The sequence below is a fragment of the Polynucleobacter sp. AP-RePozz3-80-G7 genome, from assembly GCF_018882145.1.
Classification (GTDB): domain Bacteria; phylum Pseudomonadota; class Gammaproteobacteria; order Burkholderiales; family Burkholderiaceae; genus Polynucleobacter.
In genome coordinates, this window is sequence record NZ_JACVPC010000001.1 from 545,503 (window position 1) to 570,036 (window position 24,534).

The 24,534-nt window shown below is 37.8% G+C and carries 23 protein-coding genes; 21 read left to right on the forward strand and 2 right to left on the reverse strand.

Features of this window, described 5'->3' with window-relative positions; genetic code table 11:
• Positions 1–72: 72 nt before the first annotated feature.
• From ICE90_RS03010 to ICE90_RS03105, 20 genes are all read left to right on the forward strand, one after another.
• A complete protein-coding gene (locus ICE90_RS03010; RefSeq protein WP_216190814.1) occupies positions 73–936 on the forward strand; it encodes a Wzz/FepE/Etk N-terminal domain-containing protein in 864 nt (287 codons plus the stop codon).
• 84 nt (positions 937–1,020) lie between these two features.
• A complete protein-coding gene (rfbF, locus tag ICE90_RS03015) occupies positions 1,021–1,791 on the forward strand; it encodes a glucose-1-phosphate cytidylyltransferase (protein ID WP_216190816.1) in 771 nt (256 codons plus the stop codon).
• The gene (gene rfbG / locus ICE90_RS03020; protein WP_370624645.1) at positions 1,785–2,867 is read left to right on the forward strand and encodes a CDP-glucose 4,6-dehydratase; all 1,083 of its coding nucleotides are present in this window, start codon (positions 1,785–1,787) and stop codon (positions 2,865–2,867) included. The genes rfbF and rfbG overlap by 7 nt, the downstream gene beginning before the upstream one ends.
• A gap of 2 nt (positions 2,868–2,869) precedes the next feature.
• Positions 2,870–4,213, forward strand: a complete 1,344-nt coding sequence (gene rfbH / locus ICE90_RS03025; RefSeq protein WP_216190818.1) for a lipopolysaccharide biosynthesis protein RfbH — start codon at positions 2,870–2,872, stop codon at positions 4,211–4,213.
• A gap of 3 nt (positions 4,214–4,216) precedes the next feature.
• Positions 4,217–4,762 (forward strand): dTDP-4-dehydrorhamnose 3,5-epimerase, encoded by a 546-nt coding sequence (gene rfbC / locus ICE90_RS03030; RefSeq protein WP_216190820.1) that lies wholly within the window; start codon positions 4,217–4,219, stop codon positions 4,760–4,762.
• Positions 4,755–5,672 (forward strand): NAD(P)-dependent oxidoreductase, encoded by a 918-nt coding sequence (locus tag ICE90_RS03035; RefSeq protein ID WP_216190822.1) that lies wholly within the window; start codon positions 4,755–4,757, stop codon positions 5,670–5,672. The genes rfbC and ICE90_RS03035 overlap by 8 nt, the downstream gene beginning before the upstream one ends.
• Before the next feature lie 34 nt (positions 5,673–5,706).
• Positions 5,707–7,473, forward strand: a complete 1,767-nt coding sequence (locus ICE90_RS03040; protein ID WP_216190823.1) for an ABC transporter ATP-binding protein — start codon at positions 5,707–5,709, stop codon at positions 7,471–7,473.
• 1 nt (position 7,474) lies between these two features.
• On the forward strand, positions 7,475–9,094 hold the full coding sequence (locus ICE90_RS03045) for a DUF5672 family protein (RefSeq protein ID WP_216190831.1): 1,620 nt from the start codon (positions 7,475–7,477) through the stop codon (positions 9,092–9,094).
• Positions 9,091–10,068: a hypothetical protein gene (locus ICE90_RS03050; RefSeq protein ID WP_216190833.1), complete on the forward strand. Its 978-nt coding sequence runs from the start codon at positions 9,091–9,093 to the stop codon at positions 10,066–10,068. The genes ICE90_RS03045 and ICE90_RS03050 overlap by 4 nt, the downstream gene beginning before the upstream one ends.
• 43 nt (positions 10,069–10,111) lie before the next feature.
• On the forward strand, positions 10,112–10,879 hold the full coding sequence (locus ICE90_RS03055; protein WP_216190835.1) for a bifunctional 2-polyprenyl-6-hydroxyphenol methylase/3-demethylubiquinol 3-O-methyltransferase UbiG: 768 nt from the start codon (positions 10,112–10,114) through the stop codon (positions 10,877–10,879).
• A gap of 51 nt (positions 10,880–10,930) precedes the next feature.
• Positions 10,931–11,794: a DUF3431 domain-containing protein gene (locus ICE90_RS03060; RefSeq protein ID WP_216190837.1), complete on the forward strand. Its 864-nt coding sequence runs from the start codon at positions 10,931–10,933 to the stop codon at positions 11,792–11,794.
• A gap of 20 nt (positions 11,795–11,814) precedes the next feature.
• On the forward strand, positions 11,815–12,816 hold the full coding sequence (locus ICE90_RS03065) for a hypothetical protein (RefSeq protein WP_216190839.1): 1,002 nt from the start codon (positions 11,815–11,817) through the stop codon (positions 12,814–12,816).
• A gap of 129 nt (positions 12,817–12,945) precedes the next feature.
• Positions 12,946–13,785, forward strand: coding sequence for an alpha-1,2-fucosyltransferase (locus tag ICE90_RS03070; protein WP_216190840.1), 840 nt, complete (start codon positions 12,946–12,948; stop codon positions 13,783–13,785).
• Positions 13,786–13,808: 23 nt separating this feature from the next.
• Positions 13,809–14,714, forward strand: a complete 906-nt coding sequence (locus tag ICE90_RS03075; RefSeq protein WP_216190842.1) for an NAD-dependent epimerase/dehydratase family protein — start codon at positions 13,809–13,811, stop codon at positions 14,712–14,714.
• Between the two features lie 4 nt (positions 14,715–14,718).
• Positions 14,719–15,789, forward strand: coding sequence for a glycosyltransferase (locus ICE90_RS03080; protein ID WP_216190844.1), 1,071 nt, complete (start codon positions 14,719–14,721; stop codon positions 15,787–15,789).
• Positions 15,790–15,827: 38 nt separating this feature from the next.
• A complete protein-coding gene (locus ICE90_RS03085; protein WP_216190846.1) occupies positions 15,828–16,928 on the forward strand; it encodes a hypothetical protein in 1,101 nt (366 codons plus the stop codon).
• Between the two features lie 10 nt (positions 16,929–16,938).
• A complete protein-coding gene (locus tag ICE90_RS03090) occupies positions 16,939–17,871 on the forward strand; it encodes an NAD-dependent epimerase/dehydratase family protein (RefSeq protein WP_216190848.1) in 933 nt (310 codons plus the stop codon).
• Between the two features lie 45 nt (positions 17,872–17,916).
• Positions 17,917–19,140: a glycosyltransferase family 4 protein gene (locus tag ICE90_RS03095; protein ID WP_216190850.1), complete on the forward strand. Its 1,224-nt coding sequence runs from the start codon at positions 17,917–17,919 to the stop codon at positions 19,138–19,140.
• A gap of 120 nt (positions 19,141–19,260) precedes the next feature.
• Positions 19,261–20,391, forward strand: coding sequence for a glycosyltransferase (locus tag ICE90_RS03100; protein ID WP_216190852.1), 1,131 nt, complete (start codon positions 19,261–19,263; stop codon positions 20,389–20,391).
• Between the two features lie 193 nt (positions 20,392–20,584).
• The gene (locus tag ICE90_RS03105) at positions 20,585–21,313 is read left to right on the forward strand and encodes a sugar transferase (RefSeq protein WP_216190854.1); all 729 of its coding nucleotides are present in this window, start codon (positions 20,585–20,587) and stop codon (positions 21,311–21,313) included.
• An 88-nt stretch (positions 21,314–21,401) separates the two neighbouring features.
• On the opposite strand, the gene ICE90_RS03110 is transcribed toward ICE90_RS03105, so the two are convergent.
• The gene (locus tag ICE90_RS03110) at positions 21,402–22,490 is read right to left on the reverse strand and encodes a glycosyltransferase family 4 protein (protein WP_216190856.1); all 1,089 of its coding nucleotides are present in this window, start codon (positions 22,488–22,490) and stop codon (positions 21,402–21,404) included.
• Between the two features lie 502 nt (positions 22,491–22,992).
• Entirely contained in the window at positions 22,993–24,012 is a 1,020-nt protein-coding gene (locus ICE90_RS03115; RefSeq protein WP_216190858.1) for a calcium:proton antiporter, read from the reverse strand.
• A 75-nt stretch (positions 24,013–24,087) separates the two neighbouring features.
• On the opposite strand from ICE90_RS03115, the gene ICE90_RS03120 reads away from it, so the two are divergent.
• On the forward strand, positions 24,088–24,450 hold the full coding sequence (locus tag ICE90_RS03120; protein ID WP_216190860.1) for a sirohydrochlorin chelatase: 363 nt from the start codon (positions 24,088–24,090) through the stop codon (positions 24,448–24,450).
• Positions 24,451–24,534: the final 84 nt, after the last annotated feature.

The window sequence follows — 24,534 nt, forward strand, 5'->3', positions numbered from 1 at the left end:
TACTTCTGGTATGCAAAATTAAGGTTATTTAATTTCTTCTGGCGTAGGCCCTAAACTTGACTGCGGATGTAAATGAATCAACCCTCGACCGACCTTCAACAACACTCTGACTATGAGGGTGATACAGAAATCTCTCTGAATGACATCCTGCGCTTTCTTAAAAACGCGTGGAGGACGGTTGCTATTGCTGGGCTCGCCGGTATAGCCTTATCAATTGCCTACCTAGCTATCACCCCAAAGCAATATGAAGCCACCGCCCAAATCGTTATGGCTCAAATCGGTACTGCTAACAACAACCTTAATCCCCTGGGGATTAATATCGAGGAGCCGGCCCTACTTGTCTCCAGAATGTCTATGCCAACCAGTTTTCCGCCACAGACCATTGCTGCCTGTGGGTTGGAGGACATTAGCAATTCAGCCACAACCCTAGCCAAAGGCATTAAGCTGGCCCCCGTCAAGGGCGTAGTCAATGTCATCGAATTAAAGACGCTTGGCCCCTCTCAGGAGGCAGCCTCAAGCTGTGCAAATGCGATTTTTCTACTGATTAAAACTACCCAATCTCAAATTCTGATGCCCTATATTGAGGAGGCTAAGATCAAGCTGCTTGATGATGAGGCGCGCCTGGCTAAAGCCAAGGATTTGGTGGCTAGGGCAGACAGGTCTGGCTCAGTCATGAGTGCTGCCTATCTCTCCACAAGAGACGAGATTCGCTACCTCTTGGATGAGATAACGGCTTTAAAAAATGTGGTTGTAAGTAATCAAAGCCGCATGACCCATTTGGTCGCCCCAATCTACACTAGTGATTTGCCGATCTCACCCAAAAAACGCATGGCTTTAGCTGGGGGTCTCTTTGGAGGTCTTTTTTTGGGATTATTGCTTGCGCTGGCAAGGCAAGTGATTTCAAAGATCAGGGACAAAGTGGGTGGAGTATTGTGATGTTGGGATATCTATAAGTGAGTACCCGAGATAGGGTATCAGCGAGCTTGAATATCAAATTTAACTAATTTTCAAAGAATATCTATGAAGGCAGTCATTCTGGCGGGTGGTTTAGGAACACGAATTTCCGAGGAGAGCTCCTCTAAACCAAAGCCGATGATCGAGATAGGTGGTAAGCCTATCTTATGGCACATCATGAAAATTTATTCTCATTATGGGATTAATGATTTCATCGTTTGTTGTGGCTATAAGGGCTATATGATCAAGGAGTATTTTGCAAACTATTTTTTACATATGTCCGATGTGACTTTTGACATGCAAAAAAATAGCATGGAAGTGCATCAAGGTTTTGCCGAGCCATGGAAGGTAACTTTGGTAGATACAGGTGAAGATACAATGACAGGAGGTCGCTTAAGGCGGGTTGCTGAATACGTAAAAGACGAAGAATCTTTTTGCTTTACCTACGGCGACGGTGTTTCCGATATTGATATTGGCGCCTCTATTGAGTTTCACCGCAAGCAAGGAGTGCAGGCTACTTTGGCTGCTGTATATCCTCCCGGTCGATTTGGGGCGCTTGATATTGCTGATTATAAAGTTACTACTTTTAAAGAAAAGCCAAAAGGTGATGGCGGCTTGATTAACGGAGGTTTCTTTATCTTATCCCCCAGCGTAATTAATCTCATAAAAGATGATTCAACAGTGTGGGAGCAAGGCCCTCTTGAGTCTTTAGCTCGTGATCATCAGATTGCTGCTTTTGAGCACACTGGTTTTTGGCAGCCTATGGATACGCTGCGCGATAAAAATCACCTTGAAGAGCTTTGGGCGTCTGGTAATCCCCCTTGGAAATCTTGGTAATGAAAGTGGCGTATGTTGACCCCGTTTTTTGGAAAGGCAAAAAAGTCTTTCTAACGGGTCACACTGGATTTAAGGGTGGTTGGCTATCTCTTTGGCTTGCATCAATGGGTGCAAAGGTTACGGGTTATGCATTAGCACCCAATACAATGCCTAATTTGTTTAATGTATTGGCAATTGATTCTCTAATTGAGAAATCGCATATTGCTGATATTCGAGATTTAGCAGGTTTGCAAAAAGCAATGGCAGAGGCAAAGCCTGATGTAGTGATTCATATGGCAGCCCAGCCTTTAGTGCGTTATTCCTACGCCAATCCAGTCGAGACTTATGCCACGAATGTTATGGGTACAGTACATGTTCTTGAGAGCACGCGTGCAATTGATTCAGTGCGTTCCACGGTAGTGGTGACTACGGACAAGTGTTATGAGAATAAAGAGTGGGTTTGGGGCTATCGTGAGAATGAACCGATGGGTGGCTACGATCCCTACAGTAATAGCAAGGGGTGCGCTGAGTTAGTGACTTCTGCTTACCGTCAGTCTTATTTCTCTATCAATGACTCAATCAATAAGGTGGCTTCCGCTAGAGCGGGAAATGTTATTGGCGGTGGAGATTGGTCTGGGGATCGATTAATTCCGGATGCAATTAAAGCGTTTGAGGCAAACAAGCCATTGATAATTCGCAATCCTTTGGCAACACGTCCTTGGCAGCATGTTTTAGAGCCTCTTTCGGGTTATTTAATTTTGGCGCAAGCACTTTATGAGCAGGGTTCTTCCTTTGCATCGGGTTGGAACTTCGGTCCAGGTGATGAAGATAATCGAGCGGTCCAAGAAGTGGTTGATCTTCTAATTTCTGGCTGGGGTGAAACGGCTCGCTGGGAAAAAGAAGGCTCAGAACAACCTCATGAAGCGAATCTCTTGAAGCTAGATTGTTCCAAAGCCCGAACGCAATTGGGATGGATTCCTAAATGGAATCTGGAGTTAGCCACAAAAAAAATTGTTCAATGGCAAAAAGCCCATCAAGCAAAAGAAAATATGCAAGAAGTTAGTCTTTTACAAATTAATCAATACATGAGCTCTTAAAAATGAATACACAAATCATCGACACTAGAAAACTAGAGCAAGATAAATTACGCAAGCAAATTGCCGTACTGGTTGATCAATACGCAGCCATTGAGTTTGCGCCCAAGGCATTTGATCCAGGCCAGACTATTGTGCCTCCGTCCGGAAAAGTCATAGGCGCAGAAGAGTTGAAAAATATGGTTGATGCCTCTTTAGATGGCTGGCTCACTACAGGTCGTTTTAATGAGCAGTTTGAAAAAAAGCTCGCTGAATTTATTGGAGTGAAGTACGCCATTACTGTGAACTCTGGCTCATCCGCTAATTTGGTGGCGTTTTCTACTCTGACCTCACCTAAATTGGGCGATCGTGCAATTAAGCAAGGTGATGAGGTGATTGGTGTAGCCGCTGGATTTCCAACTACGGTAAATCCGATTATTCAATTTGGCGCTGTTCCAGTTTTTGTAGATGTAGATAAACATACGCACAATATTGATGCATCAAAAATTGAGGCTGCGATTAGTCCAAAAACCAAAGCCATTATGTTGGCTCATTCTTTAGGTAACCCATTTAATTTGGATGTAGTGACTGCGCTTTGCAAGAAATACAACTTGTGGTTAGTAGAAGATTGTTGCGATGCCCTTGGAACTACTTATAAGGGTCAGATGGTCGGTACTTTTGGTGATATTGGCACCCTAAGTTTTTACCCCGCTCACCACATTACGATGGGCGAAGGGGGGGCTGTTTTTACCAATAGTTATGAATTAAAACAAATTGCCGAGAGTTTTAGGGATTGGGGTCGCGATTGCTACTGCCCGCCAGGAAAAGATAACACTTGTGGCAAACGTTTTTGCTGGAAATTGGGCAACTTGCCTGAGGGATATGATCATAAGTACACCTATAGCCACTTAGGCTATAACTTAAAAATAACCGATATGCAGGCTGCATGCGCTTTAGCGCAATTAGAAAAAGCGCCGACATTTATTCAGGCCCGCAAAGATAACTTCAAGTTTTTAAAAGAGCGTCTTAGTTCTTGTGAGGAATTTTTACAATTGCCAGAAGCAACTAAAGATTCAGACCCTTCATGGTTTGGATTTCCCATTACCGTCAAAGATGGTGGCCCAGTGTCTCGTAATGAGTTAACCGCCTATCTTGATCAAAATAAGATTGGTACGCGCCTTTTGTTTGCTGGAAACCTAACAAGACAGCCTTATATGGAAAATGCAACATATCGGATTAGTGGAGATTTGGCAAACTCAGATAATGTAATGGACAATACATTCTGGGTTGGCGTGCAGCCAGCATTAACTAGGGAAATGTTAGAGTTCGTTGCATCAACAATTGAAACCTATTTGGGTGTCAGCTTTTAAATAATGGATTTAATAAAAACTCAAATTGATGGTTGTTTTGAATTGCAACCCTTTATCTTTGATGATGCTCGTGGAAGATTTGTAAAAATATTCAATGAAGCCGAATTTAAGAAAAATGGATTGGAAACCATCTTTAAAGAGCAGTATTATTCCGTTTCAAAAAAAAATGTTGTCAGAGGAATGCATTTTCAGAAGCCACCTTTTGATCATGTGAAGTTAGTTTGTTGTCTGCAGGGGTCTGTTTTTGATGCGGTAATAGATTTAAGGGTCGGTTCTCCAACCTATGGAAAATCTATTACTTTTGAATTGGCTGCTGACAAAGCTAACAGTATTTACATACCCAAGGGCATGGCGCACGGATTTTGTACTTTAAGTGACGAGGCAATATTAATGTACAACGTTAGTACGGTCTACTCGTCTGAGTGCGATTCGGGCTTGCTTTGGAATTCAGGAGATATCAAGTGGCCTATTTCCGACCCATTGCTTTCTGCTCGAGACCAGCAATTCTCTTCGCTTGAAGAATTTGATAGCCCATTTAATTATGAGTGATCAAGATATATCTCCTGTGTCACTAAAACATAAAATCGCATTAGTCACTGGGGTCACCGGATTTATTGGGGCCCATCTTGTTAAGCGATTGGTTAATGAGGGCTGGAAAGTTCATGCCATTATTCGAAAAGGATCAAAATTACCAAGTTTATTGGCGAATGAGGAATTAAATCTTCATCTTTACGATGGCAGCACAAATGGCCTTGTGCAGTGCGTATCAGAAATTAAGCCCGATGTTGTGTTTCATTTGGCATCCCTTTTTCTTTCGCAACATGAAGTAAAGGATGTTGAGCCACTAGTTCAAAGCAATCTACTATTTGGAAATCAATTGCTTGAGGCGATGAGGGTAAATGACGTTCGCAATCTCATCAATACCGGTACCTCTTGGCAGCATTATGAAAATAATGATTACAACCCTGTATGCCTGTATGCTGCTACTAAGCAGGCATTTGAAGCCATCATTGAGTTCTATATACAAGCATGCAATTTTAAGGTCATCACCTTGAAGTTATCCGATACCTATGGGCCTAATGATCATCGACCAAAGCTATTCTCTTTGCTATATAAGGCCTCATTGACCAACACCCCCTTGGACATGTCTATTGGTGAACAATTGATTGACTTGGTGTACATAGACGATGTCATCAATGCATATTTAATTGCAGTCAATAGGTTGCTTAATAATGAAGTAGTGGGACACGAAATTTATAGAATCTCATCTGGAAATCCAATCACATTAAAAAATTTGGTGCAACTATACATTACTGTGACCGGAAGAAATATACAGTTAAATTGGGGTGCTAGACCATATCGCTTGAGGGAGATGATGAGTATTTGGGATCGAGAAAAAAAAATGACCGGATGGCAGCCAAGCATTAGCTTGAAAGATGGCATTAATCGGATGGATTAGGGTTGATTGTTATTGCCATAATCACATTGTAAAAATGAAAGAAAATATTTCATATCTCAATAATTCAGTCCTCAGAAAATTATGGGGCGTACTGACAAGGTTTGAGCGGAGGCGCGCTTTAGCAATATTCATCTTAATGTTGGTGGGTATGGCTCTTGAAACACTAAGTGTCGGGATAATAATTCCAGCATTTACCCTATTAGCACAAAAAAATATTTCACAGAATCATCCAGGGCTTCAGATAATTTTTGAGTTAGCGGGCAGTCAACCACTGGAAAAAATTATTTTTTTTGGCGCAATATTTTTAGTTATTGTGTATTGTATTAAAACAATATTTCTAGCACTTCTTGCATGGGAACAAACTAAATTTGCTTTTAATGTATCCGCTGAACTTTCCAAGAGATTATTTGCGGTATATCTTTTTCAACCATATACATTCCATTTGAAAAATAACTCATCTCAATTAATTCGCAATGTAATTACAGAGGTGGGGATGTTTACCGGTAATGGTATACAACCCGGAATGACCCTATTGGCTGAATTGATGGTGGTTGTGGGGCTTTCCGGACTTTTATTATTTGTGGAGCCCTTAGGTGCAGTTGCCGTTGTAAGTATATTTCTCCTTGCATCATGGGTTTTTTATTCGGTGAGTAGAAAATATATAGGGCAATGGGGGGAGGCTCGCCAATTTCATGATGGAAAGCGCCTTCAACATCTTCAACAAGGATTGGGCGGCATTAAAGATGTCAAGCTGTTTGGTAGGGAGATGGAGTTTTTACAGCAATACAATTCACATAATTTTCAAAGTGCACAGGCAGGACAAAACCAATCAACACTACAGCAGCTACCAAGGCTATGGCTGGAGTTACTTGCAGTTTTAGGTCTGGCTATATTAATAATTAGCATGACATTACAACAGCGCTCCTTCGCAGAAATAATGCTGACTATGGGGTTATTCGCCGCCGCCGCTTTTAGAATAATGCCTTCCGTTAATCGTATCTTAGGAGCATTGCAATCTTTGCGATATGGACTACCAGTAATTAATATTTTGTATAGAGAGCTTAATTTAAAAGAAGATATATTTACAGGTGATATTGCAAGAAAGATATCATTTGAAAAGACGCTAGAGATTAAACATCTTTCTTATCACTATCCCGGGGTTGATGCTAACTCGTTAGAGGATATTTGCCTTGTTATTCAAAGGGGGGAGACAATAGGGTTTATAGGATCAAGCGGAGCAGGAAAAAGTACATTGGTAGATATTCTTCTAGGATTACTTTATCCCAAAAGTGGTGATATTAAGGTTGATGGTGTAAATATTCAGCATGCAATTAAGTCTTGGCAGAAACATATTGGATACGTTCCCCAACATATTTATCTTATAGATGACACTTTAAGGAGAAATATTGCCTTTGGATTGCCAAGTAACGAAATTGACGACTTAGCAATTGATCGCGCAATACAGGCGGCGCAACTAGGATCTTTTGTAGCAGAACTTCCTGATGGTCTTGAAACTGAGGTTGGGGAGAGGGGGATACGTCTTTCTGGGGGGCAACGTCAACGCATCGGAATTGCTAGAGCGCTTTATTGCGACCCTCCGGTATTGATGCTTGATGAGGCAACAAGCTCACTGGATTATGAGACTGAGAGCGATGTAATGCAGGCAATATCGTCTCTTCACGGGATTAAAACCATATTAATTATTGCTCACAGACTTTCAACTATTAAGAATTGTGATCGTGTGTATAAATTAGGTTATGGAAAATTAGAAGAAGTTAAGATGGAAAGTTTGGGCTTATAAAGTGAAAATAAATAATCAGCTGGTGAGCATCGGAATCCCCACTTATAACAGACCGGAGCAATTAAAAAATGCATTGGAGATAATTACCGGTCAAACTTATTCAAACCTAGAAATTATTATTTCAGATAATGCATCTACCAATGAACAGGTCGAGATTATTGCTAGAGAGTATATGTCCAGAGATTTAAGGATTAAGTATTACAAGCAAGAAGTTAATATTGGAGTGCTTGCCAACGCAGATTTTGTTTTAGAAAAGTCAGGAGGCGAATTTTTTACATGGTTTTCGGATGATGACTGGCGCTCCCCTGAGTTTGTTCAGTTCTTAGTTGATGAGTTAAACACAAAACCAGAAGTTGGTTTTGCTTTTTGTGATTATTATGAGGTTGATTCCAATGGAAATAGGGTGCCGGGCTACCCATTATCTCACCTGAAAATATTCAAACCATTTGAAAGTAGCTCAAGATTATTTCGCACGATAATGTACTACTGGCAAGATGGATCACTTGGTAAACCAAATCTTTTTTATGGACTATTTAGAAGAAGATTTATATCTAGCTTAGATCTGAAGAAACTATCTGGTAATTTTACACATTTAAATATGGATTGCCTAATCACATTTTCTTTATTACAGAAAAGTTCAGTTACCATCCTTGAAGAAGCAATGTGCACTTTGACATGTGGAAATAAAAAACACTATTTGGAAGGCAGGTCTGAGTCGAGCTCGTCTAAGGAGAGAGTTTTTACTAAGTTGTTACACTTTTTTGTTACCCAAAAAAAAGATAAAAACCTATATTTAAAAAATACTCAAAACTTAAGAGAAAAATTTTTTATTCAGTTACTCTTTATTCCAAAAATATTATTTTTATTAGGGAAAATTATTGAAAAAAAATTTAAATTAAAAATTCATAAAAATAGAGATTTATATCCATTGAATACTCCAAATGGGCAAAAAAAAAGTTTGCCCGATATTACTCTCATAGCAATGGCAACTAGAAATGTAGATGAAACGCTTCAAGCGTTGAAATATAGTTGCCAAGATATTGAGTTTGGGCAAGTAAAATTGCTAGCTCATTTTAAACCTTACGGATTGCCGGCCCATATTAAATTTATTCGAATTTCAAAGATTAAAAATATCGATGAATGGTCATATAAAATTATCTATGAATTAAGTCAGTATATTGAAACAAAATTTGCATTACTTGTCCATGCTGATGGCTATGTTGTAAATCCGTCATCATGGAGGGAGGAGTTTTTAGACTACGACTATATTGGCGCACCATGGCCAATGCCTAAGGACAATTTTTCATATAGGGACGTTAATGGAGATATTGTAAGAGTTGGTAACAGCGTATCACTAAGAAGCAAAAGGTTACTCGACTTGCCAATAAAATTAAATTTACCTTGGGAACCATATAGCGGTTATTTTAATGAAGATGGTTTTATATGTGTAAAAAATAGACATATTTACAAGGCTCATGGTATGAAAATAGCTGACATTGAGGTAGCAAAGTTTTTCTCACATGAAGCAATGATTCCAGAAGTTAAAAATATAAGGCCTTTTGTATTTCATAAATGGGCCGGCTCAAATATTGAATACCCTAATTTTCAAGTAAACAAATGATCGTTACCGAACTTTATAACGGGCAAGGGCTTGGCAATCAACTTTGGAGTTATGTTGTTGCGAGAGTGATCTCTATGGACAAGGGTTTTAGTTTTGGAATCATGGGTCAACATAAATTTAAAGGAAAATCATTTTTAAATCTAGATTTTGGAGAGAGGGTTATCGGTGGCTCAGGTCCAGAGGGTGGTCCGCCCATGCTTTTACCGAAAAATATTAAGAATTATTTTATAGAAAATGATATTTGGTATAAAAAATTTCAATGCGATGTAAGAGATTTAGACCCTAGATTATTCAACATAGAGGATCACACCAAGATTGAGGGGTATTTTCAGTCTGAAAATTTAATTGAGCACAGGAAAGGAGTTATTAAAAAATGGCTCCAAGTTAATCCTGATTTTGATTGTTTTGATTATTCTGATGAAAAAATTTGTATTCTTAACATCAGAGGTGGGGAGTACAAGGCGTTTCCAAGTCTACTTTTGCGCAAAAAGTACTGGATTGATGCAATGGCTAACATGCGTTTAATTAATGATAAATTAGATTTTATTATCATCACCGATGATGTTGAATATACAAGACAGATCCTCCCCGATATTCCATCATTTCATTTCTCCATAGGAAAAGATTACGCTATCGTGAAAAATGCCAAATATCTAATACTTGCTAATTCAAGCTTTTCATTTTTTCCCGCATGGACAAGTGATACAGTGAAGTTTGTAATTGCACCAAAATACTGGGCAAGACATAATATTTCGGATGGGTTCTGGGCTTGTAGTTTCAATATATATAAGGGGTGGATGTGGCAGGATAGATTTGGAAGGTTAACTTCATATGAAGATTGTGTTATTGAATATGAATCATACAAAGCAGAACATAATTTTGATGGTCTCACTAGCAGGGTTGCGACATATAATAAATTAAGTAAATTGGAAAAAACTAAATTATTAGTCTTGAAGTATTTAATAAATCTTTAAAAAAGATGAAATAAGATAACTATGATTACTTGTTGGAGAAAAAATGCATCTTGAAGAATTGAGATTTGTTGAATTGGTGCGTAATTATTTTTTAAAAAATAGGCATCTTAAAATTCTAGAGGTGGGTTCATACGATGTTAATGGGTCTATAAGAGGTTTTTTTCATGATTCAGATTATATCGGCGTAGATATGTGTAAAGGGCCGGGGGTTGATTTTGTCGGCTCTGGTCATTTAATTGATTTTCCGGAAGAAAGTTTTGACTTAACAATCTCTTGTGAGTGTTTTGAACACAATCCATATTGGCATGAGACCTTTATTAATATGCATCGCATGACAAAAAAAGACGGCTTAGTGGTTGTTTCATGTGCGTCACGCGGAAGGCCTGAGCATGGGACATCTCGAACCAACCCTGATGAATCTCCAGGAACCCAATCTGCTGGAATTAATTACTACCAAAATCTTAATGCTATTGATTTTAAGAGAAGGATTGATCTATCAAGTCTTTTCTCAAAGTATAAGTTTTACTATGCATCAAAACCAAGAGATTTATATTTTATCAGATGGAAGTCTAATTCAAAAAATGCAGAATTCGATTTCAATAATTTTGAAAAAGAAATTTCCGAAATTAACAATATTCAAAAAAAGATCCCGTTAACAATTAAAACTCCTTTTTCATACATTTATAAAATGCCAATTTTGATTTCTATGTATTTGATGAATGATATTAATTATCAAAATTTTATAATTTGGTACTCAAAGTTAATGTATCAACCTAAAATTTATATTAAAAAATTATTAAAATTTAATTAGAATAATTTAAATATAATGGGTATTATAAAGTTATTCAGTAAGTAAAATATTATGATTAATAAAATAGAAAAATATAATAATAAATCAAAAATTTTTTTTGTAATATCTAATTACAATACCGACCCAGAAAAATTTCTAGAATACTGTAAGGACTATCATATATACGACCAGTCAGATGATTTAAAAATAAAATCTAATTTAAATAGTAAATACTCAAAAATTACATTTGTAGAAAATTCGGGACATAGCATAACAAATTACTTCCGTTATTTCATTGAAAATTATACAAATTTACCGGATTGCATTGCCCTTTTAAAGGCAAATATGATAGGTAGGCATATCTCTGAAGAGTGCTTTGATCATGTAATTAATAATCAGTTTTATACAGCACTTTATAGCGATAGAAATTGGGTTGATAGGCCTGGCATTGCTTACCAACTTCATGATGGGGCATTTTTAGAAATAAACAATAATTGGTATGCTGGAAGTAAATCTTATAAATATTTTAGAACCTATAACCAACTATTATCCTTTATCTTTGTTAATCCAATAATACCCAATTGGCTTTTATTTAGCCCGGGTGCTTGTTATATTGTTACAAGAGAGCAGATATTAAATTATCCCAAAGAGTTTTATGAAAATCTTAAATACATAGTTAGCTACCAATTCTTCCCGGCTGAAGCTTACCATATTGAGAGAATGTTAGGGGTAATCTTTAATGGATATTATAAATTACAGCCGTATATGTTAAATCGAGCAGATTTTGAAATAGAGATGAAGAAAATCGAGGCTTTTCAAATGAGGTCATGTGCAGAGAAATATTCAATTTTCGTTCTTTGGAGGCGACTCAAGGCATCATTAAAGTATAAATATAATTTATTTTTATATAAATTAATTTTAAAAAATAATAACTAGAAAGCTAGGTTTTAATATAAATGAAAGTTTACGATAGTTTTTTATTCTTCAATGAACTTGACTTGCTAGAGTTACGTTTTAACATTCTTAATGATTATGTAGACTATTTTGTAATTGTTGAATCAGAAATAACATTTCAGGGTGATATTAAAGAATTATATTTTGAATTAAACAAGGCTAGATTCAAAAAATTCGCCCATAAGATTATTCATCTAAAAGTCTTGAAATACGATCTTAATTTTTCTTGTCTACCCTACACCCAGAATCCACAAAACATGGATGAATCTATCTTGAATATGATCTATGGATTCTTAGATGAGTGTCCTCATTTTGATAAAAAAATTCAATTTTGGTGGGGAAATGATTTTTTTCAGAGAGAATGCATATTAAGAGCGTTAGCAATGGAAAAACCTCAAGATAATGATTTAATATTAATATCGGATATAGATGAAATTCCCGATCCTAAGGCGATTGAAATAACTAGGAATGCGATAAAAGATCGATCAATTTTTGCATTTAAGCAGCATGAATTTTGTTACTTCCTAAACTACTTCCATAATTCAGAATGGATTGGACCCTGTGCTTTTTTATATGGCCCCTATAAGAATACTTCATTAAATTCCATTCGCTTTGCCACAAAGAGGGATGAGAGTGGGCTAAATCCTGAAATAATTGAAAATGGCGGTTGGCACTTCACCAGCTTAGGAAGTTTTGAGGCGATAAAGAAGAAAATTAAGAGCTGGGGTCACAAGGAGTTAAATGTTCCACTTGTGCTCAATGAGGTTGAATACAATGTCAAGCATGGATATGATATTTTCCGCCGCCCTGATTTTGGCAGATTAACCTGCCTATCAATCTCAGATAGATTTTTCCCGCAGTATTTGACTGAGCATGCCGCTAATTATCAAAATTTAATTGGTGGACCAATATTAAAAGAAAATATTTTTCAATGGTTCTATCATTCACTTTTTATGAAATTGAGATCCAGATCTATTTCAATCATCAATACTATACGTGGGTAATATTAAGCCATCGATCTTTATGCGCTTAAGAATTTTTCTATCCACTTTATTCTGGGAACTTTTTTGTGGGATTATTTACTAATAACTAATATGGTCATATCTAAAATTATCGGAGGTCTCGGTAATCAAATGTTTCAATACGCGGCAGGTCGCGCTATATCTATTGGACTGGGTGAGCCATTTAAAGTTGATATTATGGCTTTCAATAAATATAAAATTCATCAAGGATATGAGCTAGGAAAAATATTTTTAGTTAATGTAGCGGAAGCGAATAAGTCTGATATATCCAATGTATTAGGTTGGAGACACCCTCAATACCTACGAAATATATTATCAAAAAAGGTAATGGTTAATTTTAGACCTCCTGGGTTAATTGTTGAGCCCCATTTCCACTATTCTTCTAAAATTTTGGATGTGCCAAGCTCCTGTTACCTCAAAGGGTACTGGCAAAGTGAAAATTATTTTTCAGAGGTTTCGGAGCAAATTCGCAAGGACTTTGAATTTAGGGGAAGTCTAGATGGGCCTAATTATAAACTAGTGGAAGCAATGAATAAAACTATATCAGTCAGCATTCATATTAGGCGCGGCGATTATTTATCAAATTCTAAGGCCTCTGAAACGCATACTCTTTGTAGTCTAGATTATTATAAAAGTGCAATTGGGTATATATCTGAAAGAGTTTCGAACCCTTATTTTTATATTTTTTCTGATGATATTGATTGGGCTAAATCTAACCTTAATATTGACTTCCCACATCAATATGTTGAACATAATCAGGGCTCGAATAGTTACAATGACATGAGGTTAATGAGTATGTGCAAGCACAATATTATCGCTAACAGTTCTTTTAGTTGGTGGGGCGGCTGGCTTAACTCACATATGAATAAAATTGTGATTGCACCTCAAAATTGGTTTTCAAATAACTTCGATACCCGCGATTTGTTGCCTAATAGCTGGATAAGGTTATGAGCCTAAAACTAATTAGAACGCTTGTGATTGGTGGAGGCGGCTATATTGGTTCGAATGTAGTTCCAATTCTCCTGAAAAATGGACGTGAAGTTACTGTGTTAGGGCGGGATGTTCACCCCAAATATGCTTTGCCTGAAGGGGTTACATATATTCAGGGTGATTTTTCTCAAAAAAATCTGATATCTAATCTTCTTGAAGAAAATCAGGAAGTAATTCATTTAGCTTACGCTTCGATTCCGAACACTTCATTCAATAATCCTCTTGCAGATCTACTGGATAACTTGCCGCCAGCTGTGTATTTATTTTCTGAGGCTGCGCGCTTGGGCGTTAAGTTGCTTCTAGTCTCATCGGGAGGTACTGTTTATGGTGAAGCTACCTCAATTCCCATTAATGAAATGCATCCCACTATGCCAATTTCTCCTTATGGGGTTACAAAGCTCACTCTTGAGAATTATGCGTATCTCTTTGGCAAAATTCATGGCCTAAGGTATGTTTGCGTTCGCCCGTCTAATGCTTATGGTCCAGGTCAGCGCCCTTTTTCTGGCCAGGGGTTTATTGCAACTGCCATTGGCTCGGCGATTAGTGGGTCCCCAATAACAATTTTTGGGACGCAAGGTGCAGTTCGTGATTATATTTACATAGATGACTTAGCTGAGGGTATTGTTAGAGCTTTACTTGATGGTGGTGATGGTGAAACTTATAATATTGGGTCGGGTAAAGGGCTGAGTAACATGGAAATTATTGAGATTCTCCAGTCCTTAATACATCCTCTGGGTTTTGAATTATTTGTAAATTATCAACCAGAAAGGCCATTTGATGTACGGGCAAATTGCCTGGACTCATCCAAAATTATGATGGACACTGGTTGGAAATCTTCAATAGGTTTCGAGGTTGGTTTGAAGAGGACCATTGATTCTATGTTGGTATAGTTAGATGAAATCAATACCTTCTGATTGTGAAATATTTCCACTAATCTCAGTTATTCTACCCGTCTATAACGGGGAACAATATTTAACTGCTGCAGTTGATTCTATCCTAAACCAAACCTTAGCTAACTTCGAGCTAATAATAATCGATGATGGATCTACTGATCAGTCTTTAGAATTATTAAACCAATATAAGGCTATCGATCCAAGAATTGTTTTAATTTCGCGCCCCAATAAAAATCTAGTTGCAACATTAAACGAGTCTATAGAAATTGCACGAGGAAAGTGGATTGCTAGAATGGACCAGGATGATATTGCTATGCCCAATCGATTTGAAGAACAGGTTAAATGGCTCGAAAATACAAAGTCAGATATATGCGGCAGTTGGGTTAAATTTTTTGGGGTTGCAATTGGGAGTGGATATGTATGGCAGACTTATGAGTCTGATGAGGCCATTAAAATGGATATGCTTTTTAGATCCCCGCTTGTTCATCCATCCGTGATGATGCGATCGAACACACTTAAAAAGTTAGGTTACGATTCAAATTGCGAAAAAGCGGAGGATTACGATTTATGGGTTCGGGCAACACAAGCTGGATATAAATTAACAAATGTACCGAAGGTATTGCTAAAGTACCGAAGGCATGAGGCTCAGATAACTTCAAAATCCTCATTTGCCCAGTTAGCAATAGATTGGAAGATTAAAGAAAAATACTGGGCATATATCTCAAAAGTTAAGCAATTAGATGAGATATCTGTTGGTCAGGCTCTAGATTTTATTAAATCAAGCCCAAATGTAGATTTAGAAGCGGCAAACCTCGCATTTATAAGTCTTTTTGAGCAGTCTTGTGGGTTGGCTTGTCACGCATTAATTAATAACCTCGCAAGACTTTATTTAAAAAATGCAGGTGAGTATCGTAATGTGGGTAAGTATTGGAGTGAATTGAGCTCAAAATTTGAAATCAAGCATGATTATTCAATGCGTCTGAAATTGTGGATAGTGGGCTTAATGCAATTGAAGCAAGGCGGAAAATGGCACCAATGCATAAAAAAATTTTATAATAGATTTTACAAATAAGCTACAGATCTATTGGTGAAAATTTGAATAAAATCTTAATGTCAAAAAATTCAAGTTTTTTATTATTCGCTATATTAATCGTCGGATGTGCAGCTTTGCTTTATTTATTTCAATTTCACGAAATACTAGATATTGGTGAAACGGAGGGATTTGGCTATGTTGGAATTATTCAGTCGGACGCTATTAACTATTTAAATATATATCGTCAAGATAATATCTTTGTATACCTTGACGCAGGTGTTGCCAATACTTTTATGCCAACTATTATTTGGAAGTTTTTAAATGGGAACTGGTATTTTTCTACAGTCTTGAATGTCTTTTTACTCTTTTTAACAGGCGTATATATCAAAAAGATTGCAGATAATTTGAGTATAGAAATAAAAATTATATACATATTAATACTATTTTTTTTGCCAGAAACTTTTATATATCTGACGGGGGTATTAAAAGAAATCCCTAGTCTTTTTTTAGTAACAGCTTCAACTTACTATTTTATAAAAAGAAGATGGATTCTGTATTCTGTCAGTTGCATATTTCTAATTTTATTCCGCTATCAATTTCTTGCTGGAATTGGGCTATTTCTATTTAGTCATTTTATATTTAAAGGAGGCGCTTTAAGATTTTTAATATATCTTTCGGTGGCATTGGCTGCATCTTATCCCTTCTGGGTGAATAATATCCCATCATTAGGGCTCGATAATGCTGTCTTATATAGGCAGATGCAGAATGGTTTCGGGCTTGGTGAAATTAATGATTACTTACAGTTTAACTACTATGGTATTTCAATGTTTGCTACAGTTGTGAAATTTTTCCAAATGATAGTAGAGCCATGGCCGAATATAGATTTTGTAAATGAACAAAATATAAACATCATTTCATCGGCATATTCCATAACAGCAATTATTATGTTGGTAATTTGGTACAAGTATTTTCATGTCTTTTTTTACTCATTCAAAAACTATAAAAAAGTCAGTCAAAATATTCTTACTGTTGTTTGCATGAGCTTCTCATTTTTAATGATGCCTATTTTCAATAGCTTTGTGCATCATCGCTATTTGTTTCCTATGATTGGGTTAGTATTACTAATTGCCTCGATCTCAAATTCTAAATGCTTGCTAAAGGCTCCAAATAAATGTTAATTAAATTCAAATGTCTAAAATTTTAGTTACTGGCGGGGCTGGTTTTATTGGATCTCATATCGTTGAACAACTTCATAAGCAGGGCTATGAGGTTGTTGTTTTAGATGATCTATCCACTGGTAGTCTGCTTAATTTACCGAGCTCATCCAGGCGTCTTAAGGTCATTATCGGATCTATTCTGGATGAGCAAAAACTTTCTGAGGCCTTATCTGGATGTTGTGGGGTAATTCATCTTGCTGCCATTGCTTCAGTACAGGCTTCTATAGATAACCCAGTTGAAGCCCACAAAATAAACTTCGATGGACTATTGATGTTATTGAATATGGTGAAAAAAAATAGTGTTGAAAGATTTATATTTGCATCATCAGCCGCAGTTTATGGCGATAAGCTGGATGAGCCCGCAATTGAAGGACAAACTTTATCGCCAATGACGCCATATGCGATCGATAAACTATCTGGTGAATATTATCTCGATTACTATCGTGCGACTTATCAGTTAAAGACCACATCCTATAGATTTTTTAATGTCTATGGACCAAGACAAAATCCCCTTTCCCACTATTCCGGGGTTATAAGTATTTTCTTATCAAACTTCATAAATGGAAATTCGATAACCTTTTTTGGGGACGGAAAGCAAACAAGGGATTTTATATTTGTTAAAGATTTGGCAAGAATACTGGTTGACTCCATAGGTAATAGGAATACGTTTGGAAGGATTATTAATATTGGGTCTGGAAAAAGTGTTTCCCTTATTGATATTGCCTCTTATTTAAGTGATATTTTTAAAAAGAGTGTAAATTTTGAATATAAACATAATCGCATTGGCGACATTAGAAATTCATCTGCAAATATTGATTTGTTGAAAGAGGTTGCGGGAGACTATTCTTTCACCCCAATTCAGGTAGGACTTCAAGAAACAGTAAATGAAATTAATGCTGTTTGAGGTCTATATTTGTTCCGCTGAAAAATTGGTTGTATTCCAAGAATTATGCATATAGTTATTGTTAATGATTTCTCATACGTCAATGGTGGAGCTGCTCAAGTTGCTCTATCTAGTGCAGCAGCTTTAGAGGCGGCGGGTGAAAAAGTCATTATATTTTCTGCAGTTGATCATCCAACATCAAAACAAATAAATAATTCAGGCTTACAGTTGATTTGCACTGGACAGCATGAAATAGCAAAAGATAAAAATCGTATTCGTGCCGTTGTTCAAGGGGTCTGGAATATTAAAGCTCAGAAGGCCATGGATGATTTATTGGCAACCTTAGATCCAAAAGATACCATTATCCATGTCCACTCTTGGACAAAAGCCCTTTCATCAAGTGTAGTGCGAGCTGCAATTGGCAAGGATTTTAAAGTAGTTTGTACCCTTCATGATTATTTTTTAGCATGCCCCAATGGCGGTTTTTTTGACTATAAACGCCAGGAGATTTGTACTGAAAAACCGCTTTCCTTTGGATGTGTTGTGCGGAACTGCGATGTTAGAAGTTATCCACAAAAAGTATGGCGCGTTATGCGTCAAATTGTTCAAAAAGAAATTGGCCTAATTCCTAATGGAATTAAAAACTTTATTGCAATTTCTGATTTTAGTATGGGGGTTATAAAGTATTTCTTACCTGTGGACTCCCATGTTCATCGTATAAATAATCCAATTATTGTTGAACGCGCGGAATGTATTAATGCTGGTTTGAATGCCGATTTTACTTTTGTCGGTAGATTGTCTCCTGAAAAGGGCGTTGAATTATTTGCGCATGCGAGTAAATTTTTGAATTTGAAGACCAAATTTATTGGAGATGGTGATTCAAAGATCAAAATTCAAGAAATTCTTCCTGCAGCCCAAATTACTGGCTGGATTTCTGGTGAACAGGTCATTGAGCATTTGAATAGTGCAAGGGTATTAGTTTTTCCATCATTGCTCTATGAGGGCTCCCCACTTACAATTTTGGAGGCTGCATCATTGGGTATACCTGCTATTGTTGCTGATAATTGCGCTGCCAGGGATATGGTGGTCGATGGTGAAACGGGCCTATTGTTTCGGGGCGGGGATGAATCTGATTTGATTGCCAAATTGGATCAATTGCGGAACTCCGAGTTAGTTTCCAATCTTGGTAAAGCTGCCTACGAAGCCTATTGGTCCTCTCCAAGAACCCAAGAAAATCATGTAAAAGATCTAATAAAGTGTTACAAAAAAATCCTTAGCTCGACTCTTTAAAATTAGCACTTCATGCATTATATTTTTATTCACATTTTAGGATAGCCCCTCTGCTGCTAGCCATGCCGAAAAAAGTGGATAATTTTTTATGTTTTATATAGCACGTAGAATGTTGAGTATATGAAAATACTTTTTCTTGTGGAGGCAGGTGGTGGGGTCGGCAGGCATCTTGCTGATCTAATATCTGGTTTATTAAAAGAGGGTGATGAAGTAACTTTAATCTTTTCGCCAACTAGAGTGGACAAAGAGTTTCTAATTGCAATCAAAAAATTAGAAGCATTGGGGTTATCTATAGTAGAAATTAGGATGAAAAGAAGCCCTTCTTTATGCGATTTTTATGTGGCGATACGCTTATTAATAATTGCAGTAAGCCGTGGCCCTTTCGATATAATTCATGGCCATAGCTCGAAAGGTGGCGCTTTGGCGAGAATTATCGCTTTTCTTACCGGGTCTAAATCTGTCTATACCCCGCATGCTTTTTTTAGTATGAACCCTGGTTTGAGTGCATTAAAGCTATGGTTGTTTAGAAAAATAGAATATTTATTTGGATTTATTAGTGATGCGATTATTGTTACGTCTAAGCAGGAGCATTTACACGCATTGGAGTTGGGAATATCGAAGTCCATTACTAGCTTGATTTATAACGGCTCAGACCCTCAAGAGATCGAGGAAAATAAAATTGAGAATTTTCGATCAATCTGTAAAATTGAAAACCCTGATTTTATTTTTGGTTTTGTTGGGAGGCTCGAATATCAAAAAGCGCCGGATTTGCTCATCAATGCATTTTTTCATTTAATCAAGACTTATCCTGACTCAAAATTAATCATGGTTGGAGATGGAGTGTTGCGTTCTCAACTTATAGACTTAGTCCATAGCATGGGACTGTCTGAAAGAATTTTATTTCCGGGTGTTTTTCCTTCTTGTATTGCCATGAAAACCTTTGACGTCTTTGTCCTGCCGAGTCGTTATGAGGGGTCGCCATACGTTTTGTACGATGCAGCACTGGCCGGGCTTCCCATTGTCAGCACCCCCGTTGGTGGGGCTGACATTTTGGTTCGGGATGGGGAAAATGGATATATTGTGGAGCAGGGCGATCTAAGTGCTCTTGTTAATAAAATGACTGATTTGATTGTCAGTAAATCTAAAATCGGACAAATGGGCTTAGCGTCAAGAAATCTTGTCATAGACTACTCAATTAGTAGAATGGTTAGGGAAACCAAGAAATTATATTTGGAGATATGCTTTAACTAATTAAGCCCAAAAGTAACGTTCATTTTTAAGATAACTTCCTTAGTCGATAAAGTTACAGTAGTTATATGTTGGAGTTGATTGCGATGCTATATTTATCCTAAAGAATTAATTTTTAGGAAGTGAAATTTGCAATGAAGATATGGGCTTAAAAAATATTAGTATGTATAAATTAATTTATGGAAGATTTTGATAAGTGAGCAATGCTATAAATATCGAGCCTAAGGAGGCATTCCCATACGCTCCTCCATCGAGCGAAATTCTTGAAAAATATGCGCATATTTTTCATATCAAAAGCACGCTACCACCTCGGTTTTTCAAAATTGCATTCGATAAGCTGGTCTCCATTGCACTGTTAACATTATCTCTCCCTATTTTTATGATTCTAAAGCTTGTATTTCTGATCGAGGGCTGGCTTATTCCGGAAAATAAGGGCCCTCTTTTTTTTTACTACAACGGAATTAGTGCTGGTAGGGTTATTAGAAAATACAAGATCCGATTAATCAAAGAAAAATATATAGATCCCGAAGGTGCAAAGCGACATGATTGGATTGCCTATTCTGCAGAATGGACGCCTGAAAGTCGAACTTATGCGGGGCGATTTGTGAAAAAGTTTTATTTAGATGAATTGCCTCAGTTCTGGAGTGTGCTTAAGGGTGATATGAGTATTGTGGGGCCACGTCCCTTGTCAGTATTGCATTATGAGAGAGATCTCGCTCAAGGTAACGTAACTAGATTTTTATTGCGTGGTGGCTTATTGGGTTTAGGTCATATCAATAAAGGAACGTCTGAAATGGGTAATCCCATATATGAATATGAATATGTAGATCAGTACATCAAACGATCTTCTTTTGGCCTACTTTGTTTGGATTTATGGGTAATTTGGAAAGGGATTCATGTGATTATTAAGGGGGGTGGTCACTAGGTAGCATTCAATTTCCTGTTGGCATATTGGTCTTGAGTCCTAGTTTATCGAGTTCTATTTTTTCTGAAATCAAAATTGAAAACTAGCGCTACTTTATTGGATGCATCCAATTTGGTGTTCTAAAACTCACTATTCTCTTATAGAGCCATACATAACTCAAGATGTAGAGAGCAAAGAATCCAATTAAAATAGGGGTTGATTGCCACCAAAGAATTGCTGGAACAATAGCGAAGCTGGTGAGGACCCAAAGGTAAGGGGATGTTTTGGCGTTATCAGTAAACCAGTCTGCCTTTTTTGTGCCGCTATGATTTGAGTTCAGAACGCGTCTAAAAATCAACGAATGAAAGTGAATGCCATCAGGCTGCCCAGGACTTTTGCCTTGGTGAACTTTTCTTCTATAGATCGTAAAGAGAGTTTCTAGAATAGGGTAGCCATTGACAAGCAATGCAAACCATGGGGATACGTTGTCATGTCTTGATACCAGCATGATGCTGATGATGGCAATCCAAAAACCAATTAAATAAGCGCCGCCATCTCCCAAGAAGATAAGCCCTCTAGGGTAGTTCCAAACAAAGAAGCCCAGTATTGCAGCGGCCATCATGAAGCTTAAAGCAATCATGAGCGGATCTACAAGTACATAGCTCATATATCCAAGTGCCATCAGGGTAATCATTCCCACCATGCTAGAAAGGCCATTGAAGCCATCAATGATGTTGTAAGCATTCGATAGACCAGTGACTGCAAAAACAGTAAATACAGTTGCGATTGGCGAAAAGCCCAAGAGGTAATCTATTCCAGGTATATCCAGCTTCGTAATTTGAATGCCTAAAAGATTGATCGCCATGAGCGCGCCTATTGCTGTAAAAAATAGCCTCATACGCACGCTAATCTTTTTAGTGAGGTCTTCCGTTAGCCCAATGGCGAATACTGGGATAGCACAAACAAGTAGGGTGATTTCAATAGTGGAATTAGCCTGTACTTGCAGTTTTAGAAGTATGGCAATCAACACACCTAGGGCTATGCTTACTCCGCCAATTCTGGGAACGGCATTCTTATGAAATTTTTGGGGTCCTGATAAATCAGAGTCTGCAGAAAGATGGCTATGAAGGTGCTCAAAGCGAATAATGAGCAAGGTCGCAATAAAGGAAGAAAAGAAGGCGGACAGTAAACTGATCATGGGCTAATTATAAGTTCTAAAATCAATTTTTTTAGATAATTGACGTTAATACGGCTGCTGTAATCTTGCAATATTGCCAATTAATATTAAAAACAGGGTACTGGCAATACAGGTGGCCTTTAGATTGCGCTTTGTGATCATTGATTTTTTATATTGGTCACTAGCGAATCATCTATTTCTTTCAAAACAATACGTAATTGGCTGGTAATGAGACATTGAGTTTGGTTTACGCTTATTACCTGAGCAAATTCCAAGGAAAACATCAATGCTATCAATTGAGTACGTTAATAAAAGAGTGCGCCTATTCCGAATAGAGTTAAGCCCCTTGGTTTTAGCTATTCTTGCACTTGTAATGCTCTTGTGGCAACTCCTCAGTTTCTTGAGAATGATTAAATGATCTTTGCCAGGCGTATCTCATTAAGAATAGATAAACGATTCTGATGAGTGGATGACCAAACAAGTTTTGTGGCAAATTGCTACCTTTGCTATAGCTGCTTTCCAATTACGGTACTAAGCTTAAGAACAAATATTCCAAGAAGATGATGATGTGAACTACACCTTGTAAGAGGGTAGTTCTACCAATCGCTAGTGTTAGTGCCCCAATAAAGAATGACAAATACATCAGCGTCATATTGAGATCGCTAATTCCCAGGCTTAACGGAAGATTAAAGAAGATCGCAATGGCGGCAACAGTGGGGATGGTTAAACCAATACTGGCCAATGCAGAACCCAGAGCCAAGTTCAAACTACTTTGCAATCGATTGGCCTTGGCTGCTCTGACAGCCGCAAAGCCTTCTGGCATTAATACCAGTAGTGCAATGGCAATGCCCACAATCGTTTTGGGCGCACCAGCAGCAGCAACACCGCGCTCAATGGCTGGACTAAGTAGCTCCGCAAGGCCTACTACGGTAATCAGAGAGAGTATTAGTAGCGCTCCACTAACCGCAGTCTTCATATTGCTAGGTTTGAGAGCGTGAAAATTACTATCCTTTTTTTTATCTTCTGTTTTAGGAAGGTAGTAGTCACGATGACTGACAGTCTGGAAGAAGAGAAATGCAATATAAAGAGCAAATGAAGCGATGCCTGCAAATGCTAATTGGCTCTTGGTGAAATCTGGCCCAGGCGTACTCACAGTAACAATTGGCATGACCAAGATAAAGGTTGCAAGAGCAGTTAGTACTGCTAATGCTGAATTCGTGCCTTCATTGCGGAAAGTCATCTCGTGATGCGTTAAGCCACCCATAAAAATACAGAGGCCAATCACGCCGTTGATCACAATCATGACCGTCGCAAACACTGCATCCCTGGCAATGAACTCAGATCCTTCATGACCAGTGAGCATCATCGAAATGATGAGTGACACTTCAATAATGGTGACGCTAATAGACAGTATCAAGGTGCCAAATGGCTCACCAGTTTTATGTGCAATCACTTCAGCATGGTGAACGGCTGAGAGAACTGCTCCAATCAGTGTGACGCTCATGAGCGCGATGAACCAAGTTTGGCTGAGTAAGTTAGTCATAGGCCGTCTGTTCTGATCTTCAAAATAAGGTTAAGCTATCGGTTAAAGCATATTAATGAGAGTGTATAGCCATCCATGAAAGCCATGATCTTATTTGGGCACGGTGCCCGTGATAGCCGCTGGCGCGAGCCTTTTGATCGTCTGGCTGCTTTATGGCAAGAGCAGCATCCCAGCACACCTGTAGAGTTGGCTTTCTTGGAAATGATGCAGCCATCATTGGAGGAGACGGTAGCTTCTTTAGCTGGCGGTGGCGCAACCCAAATTACCGTAGTGCCGGTTTTCTTTGGGCAGGGCGGCCACCTACGAAATGACTTCCCAGTGTTGCTGGAAGAGTGTCGGGGTAAATTCCCCAACGTTCAATTAAGCGCGACGCCTGCTGTTGGTGAGGATTTGGCTGTCTTGCAAGCGATTATTGAATTTGGCGCAAGAAGCATTTAGTTTGTTTGAGGCCATTAGGCCTTAATTAAAACCTTGCTAAATGTAATGATATACATTACAGTGTAATTAAATACATTACAATAA

What these genes read in the sequence shown, in the direction of transcription:
- ICE90_RS03090 (WP_216190848.1), top strand. Translation starts at nt 16,939, where the DNA reads ATGTCTAAAATTTTAGTTACTGGCGGGGCTGGTTTTATTGGATCTCAT.
- ICE90_RS03115 (WP_216190858.1), bottom strand. Translation starts at nt 24,012, where the DNA reads ATGACTAACTTACTCAGCCAAACTTGGTTCATCGCGCTCATGAGCGTC.
- ICE90_RS03035 (WP_216190822.1), top strand. Translation starts at nt 4,755, where the DNA reads ATGAGTGATCAAGATATATCTCCTGTGTCACTAAAACATAAAATCGCA.
- ICE90_RS03050 (WP_216190833.1), top strand. Translation starts at nt 9,091, where the DNA reads ATGATCGTTACCGAACTTTATAACGGGCAAGGGCTTGGCAATCAACTT.
- ICE90_RS03055 (WP_216190835.1), top strand. Translation starts at nt 10,112, where the DNA reads ATGCATCTTGAAGAATTGAGATTTGTTGAATTGGTGCGTAATTATTTT.
- ICE90_RS03070 (WP_216190840.1), top strand. Translation starts at nt 12,946, where the DNA reads ATGTTTCAATACGCGGCAGGTCGCGCTATATCTATTGGACTGGGTGAG.
- ICE90_RS03095 (WP_216190850.1), top strand. Translation starts at nt 17,917, where the DNA reads ATGCATATAGTTATTGTTAATGATTTCTCATACGTCAATGGTGGAGCT.
- ICE90_RS03040 (WP_216190823.1), top strand. Translation starts at nt 5,707, where the DNA reads ATGAAAGAAAATATTTCATATCTCAATAATTCAGTCCTCAGAAAATTA.
- ICE90_RS03080 (WP_216190844.1), top strand. Translation starts at nt 14,719, where the DNA reads ATGAAATCAATACCTTCTGATTGTGAAATATTTCCACTAATCTCAGTT.
- rfbF (WP_216190816.1), top strand. Translation starts at nt 1,021, where the DNA reads ATGAAGGCAGTCATTCTGGCGGGTGGTTTAGGAACACGAATTTCCGAG.
- ICE90_RS03010 (WP_216190814.1), top strand. Translation starts at nt 73, where the DNA reads ATGAATCAACCCTCGACCGACCTTCAACAACACTCTGACTATGAGGGT.
- ICE90_RS03065 (WP_216190839.1), top strand. Translation starts at nt 11,815, where the DNA reads ATGAAAGTTTACGATAGTTTTTTATTCTTCAATGAACTTGACTTGCTA.
- ICE90_RS03100 (WP_216190852.1), top strand. Translation starts at nt 19,261, where the DNA reads ATGAAAATACTTTTTCTTGTGGAGGCAGGTGGTGGGGTCGGCAGGCAT.
- rfbH (WP_216190818.1), top strand. Translation starts at nt 2,870, where the DNA reads ATGAATACACAAATCATCGACACTAGAAAACTAGAGCAAGATAAATTA.
- ICE90_RS03085 (WP_216190846.1), top strand. Translation starts at nt 15,828, where the DNA reads ATGTCAAAAAATTCAAGTTTTTTATTATTCGCTATATTAATCGTCGGA.
- rfbC (WP_216190820.1), top strand. Translation starts at nt 4,217, where the DNA reads ATGGATTTAATAAAAACTCAAATTGATGGTTGTTTTGAATTGCAACCC.
- ICE90_RS03120 (WP_216190860.1), top strand. Translation starts at nt 24,088, where the DNA reads ATGAAAGCCATGATCTTATTTGGGCACGGTGCCCGTGATAGCCGCTGG.
- ICE90_RS03110 (WP_216190856.1), bottom strand. Translation starts at nt 22,490, where the DNA reads ATGATCAGTTTACTGTCCGCCTTCTTTTCTTCCTTTATTGCGACCTTG.
- ICE90_RS03060 (WP_216190837.1), top strand. Translation starts at nt 10,931, where the DNA reads ATGATTAATAAAATAGAAAAATATAATAATAAATCAAAAATTTTTTTT.